Genomic DNA, 13,697 nt, shown 5'->3' on the forward strand with positions numbered 1-13,697 from the left:
AACTGGAGCTATTTTACGTAAAGTTGTAGAAATAGAACAACAAGGAGGAGATTTGTTTTTTGGTGAAAAAAGCTTTGAAGTTGAAGATTTATTAAGAACGACTCGTGACGGCAAAGGTTATATAAATATTATTCGTTTAACAGACGTTCAAGACAAGCCAAAATTATTTTCTACATTTATGTTGAGTTTATTAGCCGAAATTTATGAAACTTTACCTGAGCAAGGCGACTCTGGAAAACCTGAATTAATTATGTTTATAGACGAAGCGCATTTAATTTTTAACGAAGCGTCAAAAGCATTATTAAGTCAGATTGAAAGCATTGTTAAACTTATTAGAAGTAAAGGCGTTGGCTTATACTTTGTAACCCAAAACCCAACTGATGTACCAGAAGGTGTATTAAGTCAATTAGGTTTAAAAATTCAACACGCATTGCGTGCTTTTACTGCTAAAGATAGAAAAGCAATTAAACTTGCTGCACAAAATTATCCAGATACTGATTATTATGATACTGCAGAAATATTAACCTCTTTAGGAACTGGAGAAGCTCTAGTTTCTGCTTTAGATGAAAAAGGGCGTCCAACGCCTTTAGCTGCAACCATGATGCGTGCACCAATGAGTCGTATGGATATTTTAACTAAAAATGAACTACAAAGCTTACTTAACGATTCTAAATTAGTTTTAAAATACAATGAAGAAATTGATAGAGAAAGCGCCTACGAGATACTTAACAAAAGAATAGACAAAGCAGAAAAAGCAAAAATTAAAGCTGATGCTAAAGAAGAAAAAGAAGCTGATACAGCTAAAGCTAAAAAAGCAAAAAGCAGAACAAGCACAAGAAGACGTAGTACTGCACAAAACCCAATAATAAAAGTATTAACAAGTGCTACTTTTATTAGGAGTGTGTTTGGTATTTTAAAGAAGGTACTTTAAAAGAGTATTCAATTGGCAGTCGCTGTTTTCAGTGCTTATTCGATTTCTGCTTACTCGAATATTAAATAGTGTAACACTGGACGCAGTCGAAATCTTTATAAAATAAAATAATATTTCCTTTTTATTTAAAGCTAGTTCAGTATTAATTTGGGAATTAAAAATTAAAATAAGCCTCTCGCTTTCTCGAGAAAAAAATATGAAAAAAACAATTTTTGCCCTACTAACCATTTCAATAGTAATAGCCTCTTGTAAAAAAGAAGTAGATCCATTTTCAATTTCTAAACAAAATATTGGATTACTAACAGACTCTACTCAAGTTAAGGATATTAAAACAATCTATGCTAAAGATTCTATTGTTAAAAAAATAGCTGGAGATGAATTTTTAGGTAGTATTAACGATATAGAAATTTACGAAAAAGGTGGCAAACATTTATTATCACTTTCACCAAAAGAAGCATTAGATTCTACTACAACTATTGGTAATATTAAAATTTATGATACACGCTATAAAACAAAAACTGGCATTAACACATTAAGTACATTTGGAGACATTAAAACAAACCACAAAATATCTAATATAGAAAACACTTTAAGAAATGTTGTGATTTTTGTAAACGAAAACAACACGTTTTTCACCATAAGTAAAGATGAATTACCTAGCGAATTACGTTTTGATATGTCTAAAAAAATTGAAGCTACAAATATTCCAGACACTGCCAAGATTAAGTATTTTATGGTTGGATGGTAGAGTTTAGTAGGCAGTAAACAGTTTGCAGTTGTTTACTCAATTAATATAGATTATAGCAGACAGTAGAATCGCTGTATATGGCTTAATCTAATAATATAAATAAATGAAAAAATATAAAATCCAAAACAGCCCTTTTGTTGTCCCAACAACCGATGGCAAACTAATAGAAGAACATTTTGGGCAAGCCACAGATGGTAACAAAGACATTAGCATTGCACACATGATTGCGCCTGCTGGTTGGAGCGAACCTTTTCAAACACCAGAATTCGACGAATACACTTATATAATAAAAGGCAAAAAACAGTTTATTATTGAAGGAGAAGAAATAATCTTAGAAGCTGGACAATCTATAAAAATTAAAAAAAATACGCGAGTACAATACTCAAATCCGTTTACTATAGCTTGTGAATATATTGCCATTTGTACGCCTGCTTTTTCTATGGATAAAGTAAATAGAGAAGCATAGAATGGCAAACTTAATTATAAAAACAATTGGAAACTGTTTAAATGTATTGAGTTATTTATCTCCTAAATATGCTTCAAAAAAAGCACTTGACTTATTTTCAACACCACAAAAAGGTCGTATTTTAGAAAATCAGAAAACATTTTTAGATTCGGCTAAAATACTTCAACTTAAATATAAAGACCTCAACATTGCAACCTACCAATGGAAAGGTAATGATAAAACTATTTTGCTAGCTCATGGATGGGAAAGCAACACACACCGTTGGGAGGTTTTAATAAACAAACTAAAAGCATTAGACTTTAATATTGTAGCACTTGACGCTCCTGCACATGGTGCTTCTAGCGGAAAAAAATTTAATGCCGTTTTATATTCCGAATGTATTAAGGTTACGGCAGAACATTATAAACCACAAATTATAATAGGACACTCTGTTGGTGGAATGGCAACAGGATTCTACCAAAACACGTATCAAAATAAAGATTTAGAAAAACTTATTTTACTTGGAGCACCTTCTGAATTTACTGGAGTTTTTAAACGCTATGTAGATATGATGGGTTATAACAAGCACATAGAAAATGGTTTAAACAGTTTAGTTTTAAAACGTTTTAATAAACTACCATCTCATTTTTCTTTAGCAACTTTTGTAAAAATGATAGATACTAAAACACTTATTATCCATGACGTTGAAGATAAAATAATTCCGTATAATGATGCTGAAATGATTATTAAAAACCATAAAAATGCAACTTTTATTCCAACTAAAGGTTATGGACATGGTTTACGAAACGACACTGTTAACAAACATATTATAGATTTCATTGCTAGTTAAATTGTAACTTTACACCATGAAAGAAAAACTAACAAGACTTAATAAATACCTAAGCGAAGCTGGTTATTGCTCACGTAGAGAAGCAGATAGGTTAATAGACGCTGGACGTGTTACCATTAATGGAACTAATCCCGAATTAGGCACTAAAGTTAGTGAAAACGATGTGGTTGAAGTTGATGGCAAATCCATAACAGAACGCAAAACCGATTTTGTATATCTAGCCTTTAATAAACCTGTTGGCATTGTATGCACAACAGATACTCGTGTAGAGAAGGATAATATTATAGATTTTATTAAATACCCAAAACGTATTTTTCCTATTGGTAGATTAGATAAACCTAGTGAAGGTTTAATTTTCATGACAGACGATGGAGATATTGTAAACAAGATTCTTCGCGCTAGCAATAACCACGACAAAGAATACCTTGTTACTGTAGACAAACCAATATCGCAAACCTTTATTAAACGTATGGCTGGAGGTATTTATCTTGAAGACTTAGATAAAACAACTAAAAAATGTACAGTTCGAAAAATAGACTCACATACCTTTACAATTATTTTAACTCAAGGTTTAAATAGACAAATTCGACGCATGTGCGAATACCTTACTTACGAAGTTATGTCTCTAAAACGCACACGTATTATGAATATAAAACTGGACGTTCCTGTTGGAGAGTATCGCGAGTTTACTACTGAAGAATTAAAAACTCTAAATATGCTTTTAGCAGATTCTGATAAGCATTACAAACAGAAGAATGAAGTAAAAGACGTTGTAGAAAAAGATGTTACTGAGTCTAGAAAAATTCACTCTATTAATAGAAGAAAAGATAAACCTGTACAAGACTAACTTATGCAAAAAATACCACCTTTTCATATAGCCATTCCTGTTCATAATTTAGAAGCATGTCGCGCTTTTTATCGCGATGTTTTAAACTGCGAAGAAGGCAGAAGCAGTGACCATTGGGTTGACTTTAATTTTTTTGGACACCAATTGGTTATTCATTTTAAAGAACAATCTAAAGAAATAGACAGTACTAATTCTGTAGATGGGAAACAGGTACCAATTCCACATTATGGTGTTGTTTTACCTTGGGATGCTTTTAGCGCTTTCGCGGAAGATTTAAAGCAGAAAAGCATTCAATTTATTATAGAACCTTATATTCGTTTTGAAGGTTTAGTTGGAGAACAAGCCACTATGTTTTTTAAAGATCCTTCTGGAAATGCTTTAGAATTTAAAGCATTTAAAGACATGAGTCAATTGTTTGCTAAATAGTCTTCTTTTTAAATTTTTTGGCAATAAAAAATGGCAAATAAATAATTAAAAAATAAGGAATCAAAAGTACCTCAACTACTATTATATACATTGGCCAATCGCCTAAATAATCTAATAATGAAATAGAAGTTGACTTCTGTTTCAAATACGAATAGTTAGAATCTAGCAGGTAATTTATTACAAAAACCACAATCATATAAAGTTGTATGACAAAAAATGATTTGAATACACTTTTCCAAGTTGGTCTCATTTTTAGAACAAAAATGGCATAAAAATAATGATTAGTAGTCCTAAATGCGCAATCCAATATCTAAAATAATCGAAACTAGGAAAACCAATTGAAATATCTGGAGTAATTACCGCTTGACTAGTTCCTGCAATAATCCAAAACAATAAAATTTCGAATAGCCAATACTTTCTTGAAGATGTAAAATGAAGACAAAAAGCGCCATAAAACTACATGGAAACAGTGGCAAATCTGTAACCAAATTATAATTTCCTTTTAAAATAAGATTAATATGGAATGCCAAAACTAATAGAGAAACTAAAAACCCTAAAGTTTTAAGTACTCTTTCTTTGTGTTTTTTATTATGCCTACGTTTTGAAAACTGAATTAAGAGAATAATAAAAACAATCGAAGCACCTATTGGTACTATATGCTTAAGGCTTCCAACATTTACTGAGCTTATTAAGAGTGTTTTACAAAATATCACATTGCAATTGCAATATACAAATTGCTATTATTACTGTGCTCTGTGACGTTCTCTTGCTAATAAAGTGTTTTTAAGTAACATAGCAATTGTCATTGGTCCAACTCCACCAGGAACTGGCGTAATAAAGCTAGCTTTTTTACTCACGTTTTCAAAATCTACATCTCCTGTAATTACGTATCCTTTTGGATGTGTTTCGTCTGGAACACGAGTAATACCTACATCTATAATAACAGCATCATCTTTTACCATTTCTGCTTTTAAGAAATTAGGAACTCCTAATGCCGAAATAATAATATCTGCCTGAGATGTAATCTGGGTAATATTTTTAGTGTGACTGTGCGTTAATGTTACAGTAGAGTTACCTGGAAACCCTTTTCTTCCCATTAAAATACTCATTGGTCTTCCAACAATATGAGAACGACCAATTACTACAGTATGCTTTCCTTTAGAATCTACATTATAACGATCTAAAAGTTCTAAAATACCAAATGGTGTTGCTGGAATAAAGGTTGACATGTCTAATGCCATTTTTCCAAAATTCATTGGATGAAAACCATCTACATCTTTATCTGGATTTACAGCCATTAATACTTTTTGAGTATCTATTTGCTCTGGTAATGGTAATTGAATAATGAAGCCATCTATGTCACTATTTTCATTAAGCTCTTCTATCTTATCTAATAACTCTACTTCACTTGTTGTGTTAGACAAACGTACCATTGTAGATTCGAAACCAACGCGCTCGCAAGCACGCACCTTACTACCAACATAAGTTAAACTCGCTCCATCGTTTCCTACAATTACAGCTGCTAAATGCGGCACTTTCTCGTTGTTTGCTTTCATTTTATCAACTTCAGCTTTGATTTCGTTTTTGATGTCGTTACTTACTTTTTTACCGTCTAAGATTGTCATGGGTTATTAGTTTTCAGTCGCAGTCACAGTTTTAAGTTGCTTACTCTGCTATTTTAGTATTCAGTCGCAATTTTCAGTTGCTTATTCTTCTTTTCTAATTTTCAGACGCAGTGGCAGTTTTCAGTTGCAGTCACAGTTTTTAGTTGCTTACTCTGCTGGTTTAGTTTATTACTGGTGTGCCGACGACTATTATTCGTAATTAAAACCTATTCAGTTTTAACTCCAAATTTACCTGAATTATTAATCATATAATTTATTAATTTACCAACTTCAATTCCTTGATTTGATAAATCTAAATGTTGTTCTTTTGAAATATAACTACATGCTAAAGCAAAATCCAACAATGTATTAGTTTCAGAATTCTCTCCATCAGAGTCTGTTAGTTTACTAATAAAATATTTTGGATATCTTCGCTTTCTATATGCTTCAGAAATATTTGCATTTACAGAACGTGAACTTCTTCTTATTTGATCTGTAAGTGAATACACCTCTTCTTTTGGAAAAGACTTAGAGATTTCAAAAATTTGCATAGCCAAGTCTAATGCTTTTTGATAGGCTAATAATTTTTTGAAATCCATATTTAATTTTTATAATTTTATTTAGAAATTAATTCTGTTCTAGTAAAACTAAAAATTACCACAGAGACTGAATACTATTTCATATTCTTCATTGCATTCATCATTGCTTTACCTTTTCCGCCTTGCATCATCTTCATCATTTTGCTCATCTGGTCGAATTGCTTAAGTAATTGATTTACTTGTGTTACAGATGTTCCAGAACCTTTTCCTATTCGTTTTTTACGACTTGCGTTTATTACTGATGGGTTTGTTCTTTCTTGAACTGTCATAGAATGAATAATAGCTTCGATGTGTTTAAAAGCATCATCGTCTATGTCTACATCTTTCATCATTTTTCCTGCACCAGGAATCATGCCTACAAGATCCTTCATATTACCCATTTTTTTAATTTGCTGAATCTGCTTTAAGAAATCATCAAACCCGAATTGGTTTTTGGCTATTTTCTTTTGTAATTTTCTTGCCTCTACTTCATCAAATTGTTCTTGGGCTCTTTCTACTAAAGACACAACATCTCCCATTCCAAGAATACGGTCTGCCATACGAGAAGGATAGAAAATGTCTATCGCTTCCATTTTTTCACCTGTACCAATAAACTTAATTGGCTTGTTTACTACAGATTTAATAGAAATCGCTGCTCCACCACGTGTATCACCATCTAATTTGGTAAGGATAACACCATCAAAATTTAAGACATCATTAAAGGCTTTTGCTGTATTTACAGCATCTTGACCTGTCATAGAATCCACAACAAACAATGTTTCTTGTGGTTGGATTGCTTTGTGGATGTTCGATATTTCGGTCATCATGGCTTCATCAACCGCTAAACGACCTGCTGTATCAATAATAACTACATTATGTCCGTTTTCTTTTGCATGAGCAATACCTGCTTGCGCAATAGCAACAGGATCTGTATTACCTTTATCACTATAAACATCTACTTTTATTTGATCTCCTACAACGTGTAATTGATCTACGGCTGCTGGTCTGTATACATCACAAGCAACTAATAAAGGTTTCTTTGTTTTTTTATTTTTTAAGAAGTTTGCTAATTTACCAGAAAAAGTAGTTTTACCAGAACCTTGTAAACCAGACATTAAAATTACGGTTGGTGTGCCAGACAAGTTTATACCTGCTGCATCGCCTCCCATTAACTCGGTTAATTCGTCTTTAACGATTTTAACCATTAATTGTCCTGGCTGTAATGTTGTTAAAACGTCAGATCCTAGTGCTTTTTCTTTTACTCTGTTAGTAAAATCTTTAGCTATTTTAAAGTTAACATCGGCATCTAAAAGTGCACGACGTACTTCTTTTAAAGTCTCGGCAACATTAACCTCTGTAATGCTTCCATGACCTTTTAGTACGTGTAGCGCTTTATCTAACTTTTCACTTAAATTATTAAACATATTTTTTAGTATTCAGTAATCAGTTTGCGGTAAACAGTCTGACTAGTTCTTAAGATTCGCAAATTTAAGAATTTGAAGTGTATTAAAGAAGTGAAGTGGATAAATAATTATGCAAAAAAAGGTTACTAAAATTAGCAACCTTTCAAATTAATAAACCAATTAAAAAGTAATTATGACGTTACTTTAAATTTTACCAAAACCTACACATTAAAAGTTATTGTGTTTTATTTTGGTTACTATATTATACTATTAAAACAATTTACTTTAAAAAAAACCTACTATATAAATTTGTTTTTTTTATTTTTAGAAGATTTTAAAAACCACTATGGCAAAAAACTTACATGATAATATTTGTGATGAAATACGTTTTAATGCTTTATTTAAAAAGCATGCCAAAGACTTAAGTGATTTTCTATACTATAAGTTTGGAGACCACTTAAACCCAAAAGATAAAACGCAAGATGCTTTTATAAAATTGTGGGAAAACTGTAAAAAAGTAACTCCAGAAAAAGCTAAGAGTTATCTTTTTACAATAGCAAACAACTTAATGTTAAATGAAGCTAAACACCATAAGGTTGTTTTAAAACACCATCAAACAAAACCACAACACTATACTAATGAATCTCCAGAGTTTATATTGGAGGAACAAGAATATAACAAGAGATTGCAAACAGCACTTTCTAATTTAACTGATGCGCAGCGTGTTGCTTTTATGATGAATCGTGTTGAAGGCAAAAGACATAAAGAGATTGCAGAACTTCTAAACATTAGTACGAAAGCAGTAGAAAAACGAATTTATGGAGCTCTAAAAAAGTTACGCAAAGACATTAAAGAGTTATAGTAAATAGTGAAGTTAAAAACTGAAACCAAATTCTTTGAATTCTTTAATTAATAATAAAAGTAGGAGTTTTTAGTAAACAGTTGTTATATACTTGAATAAGACATATGAAACAAGAAGATTTAATAAAGAAATGGTTAGATAACAACCTGAATTCTCAGGAGCTTGAAGCTTTTAAACAGCTTGAAGACTTTAGTGAATTAACAAGGCTGGATGCTGCTTTGCAGAAATTTAAACCACAGAATTATGAATCTGATAGTGAATTAGAAAAATTAAAACTTGCCCTAAAAACCAGAACTAAAAAACAAACCAATTGGCTAAAACCGTTCTTACGTGTAGCGGCTATTTTAGCTATTTGTTTTGGTTCTTATTATTACACTACTACTTTAGATACAAACATTGCTACAGAAATTGCGCAAAAAGAAACTATAGTACTGCCTGATAATTCTCAAGTAAAATTGAATGCAAAATCCACTTTAGTTTTTAATAAGAGTAACTGGAAAGATAGCAGAGATTTAGACTTAAATGGCGAAGCTTATTTTAAGGTTGCCAAAGGTGCAAAGTTTACAGTACATACTAGTGTTGGTGATATTTCGGTTTTAGGCACAGAGTTTAATGTTAAAAATAGAGATAATCTTTTTGAAGTTGTTTGCTATGAAGGTGCTGTAAAAGTTGAATACAAAAAAACAAGTCGTGTTTTAAAACCTGGAGAAAAATTTTTAGTTCTAAATAACAAATACATTGAAAAACCAATAATTAAAGATCCTAGTCCATTTTGGATTAATAATGAATCTGCTTTTAAAAGTATGCCTTACTCTCAAGTAATAGCAGAATTTGAAAGACAATATAATGTTACTTTTAGCGTTAATACTATAGATACAAACCAGTTGTTTACAGGTAGTTTTGCGCATAATAATTTGGATGTTGCGTTACAAGCAATAACAGACCCAATTAGCTTAGTCTATACTATAAACAACAATAAGATATCGCTAAAGCGTGAGTAAAAACATTACGTTCACTCTCTTAATTATCCTATTTTTTTTTAGTTTTATTAGTGTGTATTCTCAAACTTTTAAAACTGAAAAACTTCCACTTACAACAGTTTTAAAAGCTTTAGAAAAACGTTTTGATATCAGGTTTACCTATGCAGACAAAACTTTAGAAGGCGTTGAAATTAACGAACCTTCATCTATTTTATCTTATAATGATGCCATAACTTACTTAAGAACAAACACCAATTTAAGATTTAAAATTATTAACAGCCGTTTTGTCTCTATTGCGCCAAGTAGAAAAGTAACAAAACCTATTCAAGCACTTGAAGAAGTACAACTTATTAAGTACTTAACTACTGGTATTAAAAAAACTAAAACTGGAGAAACTATTATTAATCCAGACGAATTTGGTATTCTTCCTGGCTTAATAGAACCAGATATTTTACAGACTGTTAAAGCTTTACCAGGTGTTTTAAGCGTGGACGAAACAATCTCTAGCCTTAATATTCGTGGTGGAACTCATGACCAAAATTTAATACTTTGGGATGGTATAAAGATGTATCAATCTGGTCATTTTTTTGGTTTAATTTCTGCATTTAATCCTAACTTAATTTCTAATGTTGTTGTTTCTAAAAATGGTACAAGCGCTCTATATGGTGATGGTGTTTCTGGTATTATAGATATGCGTTTAGACACAGATTTAAATAAAAAAAACACTTCTGGCTTAGGTTTAAATTTAATTCAAGCAGATGCATTTACCAAACTAAAACTACAAGGTAATATGGAGTTACAGCTATCTGTAAGACGCTCTATTACAGATATTGTAAACACACCTACGTATCAACAGTATTTCGATCGTATTTTTCAAGATTCGGAAATCGATAATCCTTCAGGAAACAACCAAAACACGAGTTCTAACGAAAGTTTTTATTTTTACGATGTAAGCGCAAAACTACTACATGACCTCTCAACAAAAGATAAATTAAGATTTAGCTTTACTACCATTTTTAATAGACTCGATTTTTTAGAAAACAATACAAATAACACCATCACAACAACTCTAGATAATGGTATAATGCAGCGTAATCTTGCTGCTGGACTTAATTATAGTAGGCAATGGAGTAAGTTTTTAAGCAGCGAGATACAATTAAATATTTCGGATTATAAACTAAATGCCACTAATTTTAATATAGAAAACAACCAATTTTTACAACAAAACAACAACGTTTTAGACCAAGGTATTACGCTTCAACTTAAATTAGATTTTAACGACCGTTTGCGTTGGGTTAATGGCTACCAATACGCTAATGTAAACATTACCAATCTAGAAGAGATTAATAATATTGAGCTTACAAGTGACAATACTGTAGAAACACACGCTACTTTTAGTGAGTTTGTTTTTTCGTCTTACGATAATAAAACACATTTAAAAGTTGGTACTAGAAGTAACTTTTACAAACCTTTTAATGTATTATTATTAGAACCACGCTTAAGTGTTAACCATAAATTTTTAAAATATTTTAAGGTTGAGTTTTTAGGCGAATTTAAAAGCCAAGTTACCTCTCAGGTAATTGATAGACAAAACGATTTTTTAGGCATAGAACAACGACGTTGGATTTTATCTAACAATACAACGTTACCAACTATAGAAAGCCAACAAGCTTCTATTGGGTTGCATTACAATAAAAACAAGCTTATTGTAAGTGCTGAAGCATTTATTAAACGTGTTGAAGGGATTACTACAAGAAGCCAAGATTTTCAAAATCAGTTTCAAAATGTAAATGCCATTGGAAACTACGAAACTAAAGGCATCGATTTTTTAATAAATAAGCAATTTAAAACGTTTAGCACATGGTTAAGCTACTCTATAAGCGATAACAACTATTCATTCCCTACTCTAAATAATGGACAAAACTTTACTAATAACATCGCTATTTCTCACGCACTAAATTTTGCAGGTACTTACACGCTAGATAATTTAAAATTAGCACTTGGTTTTAATTGGAACTCTGGAAAACCCACTACAACACCAAATGCACAACAGCCTATATTCGATAATAATATTAACTACAACACTGCTAATAATACTAATTTAGACGATTATTTTAGAACTGATTTATCCGGAACTTATAATTTTAATTTAGCTAAAAAGACCAAGGCAGAATTAGGCTTCTCTATTTGGAATATATTAAATAGAGACAATACTCTTAACACTTATTATATTTTAAACGATGACGATTCTATATCTAAAATTGATGATAAATCGCTTGGTTTTACTCCTAATTTGAGTTTTAGGGTTGTGTTTTAGAGACTTGACTTTGTGAGAATTTTAAGCTAACTTCGTTTAACTTATGATATAAAACATTGAAACGATTTTATATCAGATAATACGTTGCCAGCAATGTTGACAAAACCTTGAACTAAAAATTAAAAATGAGTTTCTACGAACAAAATATAAAAGATTGGATTCAGATACATAAGGAGATATTTCCAGTTGGAATACCTAAACATTGTGAATGGACAAATCTTGATGAAATTATCTCAATCCTAAATATCATAGGTTCAAAAGAACAATCAAACCATATGTTCTATCCGACAGGCGGAGGTTTAGATGTGAAATCAGCTAGTACTTCAACTGAAAGTAATTGCATAGAAATATTTACTGGATTAACAGATATAATTAAGCCAAAGAAATTGATTTTTGAATCATTCGAAAATCCTATCTGGAATTATTTTAGAATAGAAACATCTGAACTTAATTCATCTGGAGTTTATAAAGATTATGATTATCCAAGCGAGGAGGTAACTGAACTGTCTGAAGGAAATTACATTTCACGGTCATATTGGGACGAAGGCGAATATAACGGAGAAAAACTTCCCGAAACGGCTAGAGTATTAACAAGACATCTAAAAGGCGATTTTGTAATATTTGCTAAATCATCATATTACAATAGACATTCTAGTACTTATGATGCTAGGCATAATAAAATAAGTAGTGATGAATTTAGAATTTACATTGAAAAAGTAATTAGCGATGGCTGGCAAGATAGGTAGATATATTCCAGACCATATTTACAGAGCACTATTAGCTCGTTCTGGAAATAAATGTGCATTTACTGGTTGCACAACACCGCTTGTGAATACCAAGAATATTTATCAAGCTCAACTCTGTCATATCGAATCTGTTTCACATAAAAAACAAAGATATAATCCTAAACTTTCGAAAGAAGAATTGAATGGTTATAATAATTTAATGTTTATGTGTTTAAAACATCATACTGAAACAAATGATGAAATCATTTTTCCTACAGATGTTTTACGAAAAATGAAATATGACCACGAATCAAAATACGTTGAGTCACCATATCACTTTGACATATCTCATCTTTTCATAATTCAAAAAGAATCAGAAGATTATTGGTTAGAAGTTGAAAAAGCGAATAATGATGAACATATATTTCCAGAATTGAGAATGGAAATAAAAACAAATTCAGAATATGAAGAATTAAATATTGACATAACAAATACAGTTAATTCATTAGAAGAACTTATTGATATGATTGATGAGAAAGATAAAAATAATAACTGGGAAATCTTTAATCTAGGATTTCCAAATCATATCAACAAAGTTAAAATTCTTTTAGACCAAATGAGAATTAAATATTTTGAAGCTTATATTAAATCTAACCCATCAGATATGGAATCTAAAAACAAACTTGAAATGTTGCGGAAAGAGTTTTTAGAAACAGCTAGAAACATTGGGCATATAGATTAAGTGTAAAACACAGCTGGCAACAAAGTGTGTAAAACATAGATAGTAAGTGCTAACTCGGAAAGGTTTGCGCTTATTTACAAAGACCGCCAAATTTTTAGATTTGGCTTTTAGAATTGACAAGTTAAAAACAAAATATAGGTACTATCTCATAAACTGTGTAAGTTTCAAAAAACTCAGGATTGAATTCAATCCTGAGTTTTTTTATTTTATTAACTTTAAATTTTACACACTTATGAAAC

15 protein-coding genes are annotated in these 13,697 nt (G+C 31.0%); 11 read left to right on the forward strand and 4 right to left on the reverse strand.

The window, feature by feature from the left end:
• The 6 genes from Q0C58_RS06110 to Q0C58_RS06135 form a co-directional block, all read left to right on the forward strand.
• Nucleotides 1–931: helicase HerA-like domain-containing protein (locus tag Q0C58_RS06110; protein WP_290698853.1), on the forward strand; the 931-nt coding region annotated here is incomplete at its 5' end.
• 196 nt (nucleotides 932–1,127) lie between these two features.
• Nucleotides 1,128–1,679, forward strand: a complete 552-nt coding sequence (locus Q0C58_RS06115) for a hypothetical protein (protein ID WP_290698855.1) — start codon at nucleotides 1,128–1,130, stop codon at nucleotides 1,677–1,679.
• Between the two features lie 103 nt (nucleotides 1,680–1,782).
• Nucleotides 1,783–2,145 carry a cupin domain-containing protein gene (locus Q0C58_RS06120; protein ID WP_290698857.1) on the forward strand — a complete coding sequence of 121 codons (363 nt, stop codon included), beginning with the start codon at nucleotides 1,783–1,785 and terminating at the stop codon, nucleotides 2,143–2,145.
• 1 nt (nucleotide 2,146) lies between these two features.
• Nucleotides 2,147–2,974 carry an alpha/beta hydrolase gene (locus tag Q0C58_RS06125; RefSeq protein ID WP_290698859.1) on the forward strand — a complete coding sequence of 276 codons (828 nt, stop codon included), beginning with the start codon at nucleotides 2,147–2,149 and terminating at the stop codon, nucleotides 2,972–2,974.
• 16 nt (nucleotides 2,975–2,990) lie between these two features.
• Entirely contained in the window at nucleotides 2,991–3,821 is an 831-nt protein-coding gene (rluF, locus tag Q0C58_RS06130; protein ID WP_290698861.1) for a 23S rRNA pseudouridine(2604) synthase RluF, read from the forward strand.
• A gap of 3 nt (nucleotides 3,822–3,824) precedes the next feature.
• Nucleotides 3,825–4,247: a VOC family protein gene (locus Q0C58_RS06135; protein ID WP_290698862.1), complete on the forward strand. Its 423-nt coding sequence runs from the start codon at nucleotides 3,825–3,827 to the stop codon at nucleotides 4,245–4,247.
• Between the two features lie 252 nt (nucleotides 4,248–4,499).
• Here Q0C58_RS06135 and Q0C58_RS06145 read toward each other — a convergent pair whose 3' ends face one another.
• From Q0C58_RS06145 to ffh, 4 genes are all read right to left on the reverse strand, one after another.
• Nucleotides 4,500–4,640 (reverse strand): hypothetical protein, encoded by a 141-nt coding sequence (locus tag Q0C58_RS06145; protein WP_290698864.1) that lies wholly within the window; start codon nucleotides 4,638–4,640, stop codon nucleotides 4,500–4,502.
• A gap of 350 nt (nucleotides 4,641–4,990) precedes the next feature.
• Nucleotides 4,991–5,872, reverse strand: coding sequence for a bifunctional 5,10-methylenetetrahydrofolate dehydrogenase/5,10-methenyltetrahydrofolate cyclohydrolase (locus Q0C58_RS06150; RefSeq protein WP_290698865.1), 882 nt, complete (start codon nucleotides 5,870–5,872; stop codon nucleotides 4,991–4,993).
• A gap of 206 nt (nucleotides 5,873–6,078) precedes the next feature.
• On the reverse strand, nucleotides 6,079–6,450 hold the full coding sequence (locus Q0C58_RS06155; protein WP_290698867.1) for a four helix bundle protein: 372 nt from the start codon (nucleotides 6,448–6,450) through the stop codon (nucleotides 6,079–6,081).
• 74 nt (nucleotides 6,451–6,524) lie between these two features.
• Nucleotides 6,525–7,853 carry a signal recognition particle protein gene (gene ffh, locus Q0C58_RS06160; RefSeq protein WP_290698869.1) on the reverse strand — a complete coding sequence of 443 codons (1,329 nt, stop codon included), beginning with the start codon at nucleotides 7,851–7,853 and terminating at the stop codon, nucleotides 6,525–6,527.
• Nucleotides 7,854–8,178: 325 nt separating this feature from the next.
• Here ffh and Q0C58_RS06165 point away from each other — a divergent pair, with 325 nt between their 5' ends.
• The 5 genes from Q0C58_RS06165 to Q0C58_RS06185 all read left to right on the forward strand — a co-directional run bounded on the left by Q0C58_RS06165 (nucleotide 8,179) and on the right by Q0C58_RS06185 (nucleotide 13,458).
• Nucleotides 8,179–8,694: a sigma-70 family RNA polymerase sigma factor gene (locus tag Q0C58_RS06165; RefSeq protein ID WP_290698871.1), complete on the forward strand. Its 516-nt coding sequence runs from the start codon at nucleotides 8,179–8,181 to the stop codon at nucleotides 8,692–8,694.
• A 104-nt stretch (nucleotides 8,695–8,798) separates the two neighbouring features.
• Nucleotides 8,799–9,695 (forward strand): FecR family protein, encoded by an 897-nt coding sequence (locus Q0C58_RS06170; RefSeq protein ID WP_290698873.1) that lies wholly within the window; start codon nucleotides 8,799–8,801, stop codon nucleotides 9,693–9,695.
• A gap of 52 nt (nucleotides 9,696–9,747) precedes the next feature.
• Nucleotides 9,748–11,991 (forward strand): TonB-dependent receptor, encoded by a 2,244-nt coding sequence (locus tag Q0C58_RS06175; RefSeq protein ID WP_290698875.1) that lies wholly within the window; start codon nucleotides 9,748–9,750, stop codon nucleotides 11,989–11,991.
• A 275-nt stretch (nucleotides 11,992–12,266) separates the two neighbouring features.
• Nucleotides 12,267–12,737 carry a hypothetical protein gene (locus tag Q0C58_RS06180; protein ID WP_290698877.1) on the forward strand — a complete coding sequence of 157 codons (471 nt, stop codon included), beginning with the start codon at nucleotides 12,267–12,269 and terminating at the stop codon, nucleotides 12,735–12,737.
• Complete coding sequence (locus tag Q0C58_RS06185) at nucleotides 12,718–13,458, forward strand: hypothetical protein (protein ID WP_290698879.1); 741 nt, start codon at nucleotides 12,718–12,720, stop codon at nucleotides 13,456–13,458. The genes Q0C58_RS06180 and Q0C58_RS06185 overlap by 20 nt, the downstream gene beginning before the upstream one ends.
• Nucleotides 13,459–13,697 lie beyond the last annotated feature (239 nt).

Source organism: Lacinutrix sp. (assembly GCF_023299985.1).
Lineage (GTDB): Bacteria > Bacteroidota > Bacteroidia > Flavobacteriales > Flavobacteriaceae > Lacinutrix.

Bases quoted from the DNA above. Each gene is read 5' to 3' on its own strand.
- Q0C58_RS06115 (WP_290698855.1), top strand. From the start codon at position 1,128: ATGAAAAAAACAATTTTTGCCCTACTAACCATTTCAATAGTAATAGCC.
- Q0C58_RS06120 (WP_290698857.1), top strand. From the start codon at position 1,783: ATGAAAAAATATAAAATCCAAAACAGCCCTTTTGTTGTCCCAACAACC.
- Q0C58_RS06125 (WP_290698859.1), top strand. From the start codon at position 2,147: ATGGCAAACTTAATTATAAAAACAATTGGAAACTGTTTAAATGTATTG.
- rluF (WP_290698861.1), top strand. From the start codon at position 2,991: ATGAAAGAAAAACTAACAAGACTTAATAAATACCTAAGCGAAGCTGGT.
- Q0C58_RS06135 (WP_290698862.1), top strand. From the start codon at position 3,825: ATGCAAAAAATACCACCTTTTCATATAGCCATTCCTGTTCATAATTTA.
- Q0C58_RS06150 (WP_290698865.1), bottom strand. From the start codon at position 5,872: ATGACAATCTTAGACGGTAAAAAAGTAAGTAACGACATCAAAAACGAA.
- Q0C58_RS06155 (WP_290698867.1), bottom strand. From the start codon at position 6,450: ATGGATTTCAAAAAATTATTAGCCTATCAAAAAGCATTAGACTTGGCT.
- ffh (WP_290698869.1), bottom strand. From the start codon at position 7,853: ATGTTTAATAATTTAAGTGAAAAGTTAGATAAAGCGCTACACGTACTA.
- Q0C58_RS06165 (WP_290698871.1), top strand. From the start codon at position 8,179: ATGGCAAAAAACTTACATGATAATATTTGTGATGAAATACGTTTTAAT.
- Q0C58_RS06170 (WP_290698873.1), top strand. From the start codon at position 8,799: ATGAAACAAGAAGATTTAATAAAGAAATGGTTAGATAACAACCTGAAT.
- Q0C58_RS06180 (WP_290698877.1), top strand. From the start codon at position 12,267: ATGTTCTATCCGACAGGCGGAGGTTTAGATGTGAAATCAGCTAGTACT.
- Q0C58_RS06185 (WP_290698879.1), top strand. From the start codon at position 12,718: ATGGCTGGCAAGATAGGTAGATATATTCCAGACCATATTTACAGAGCA.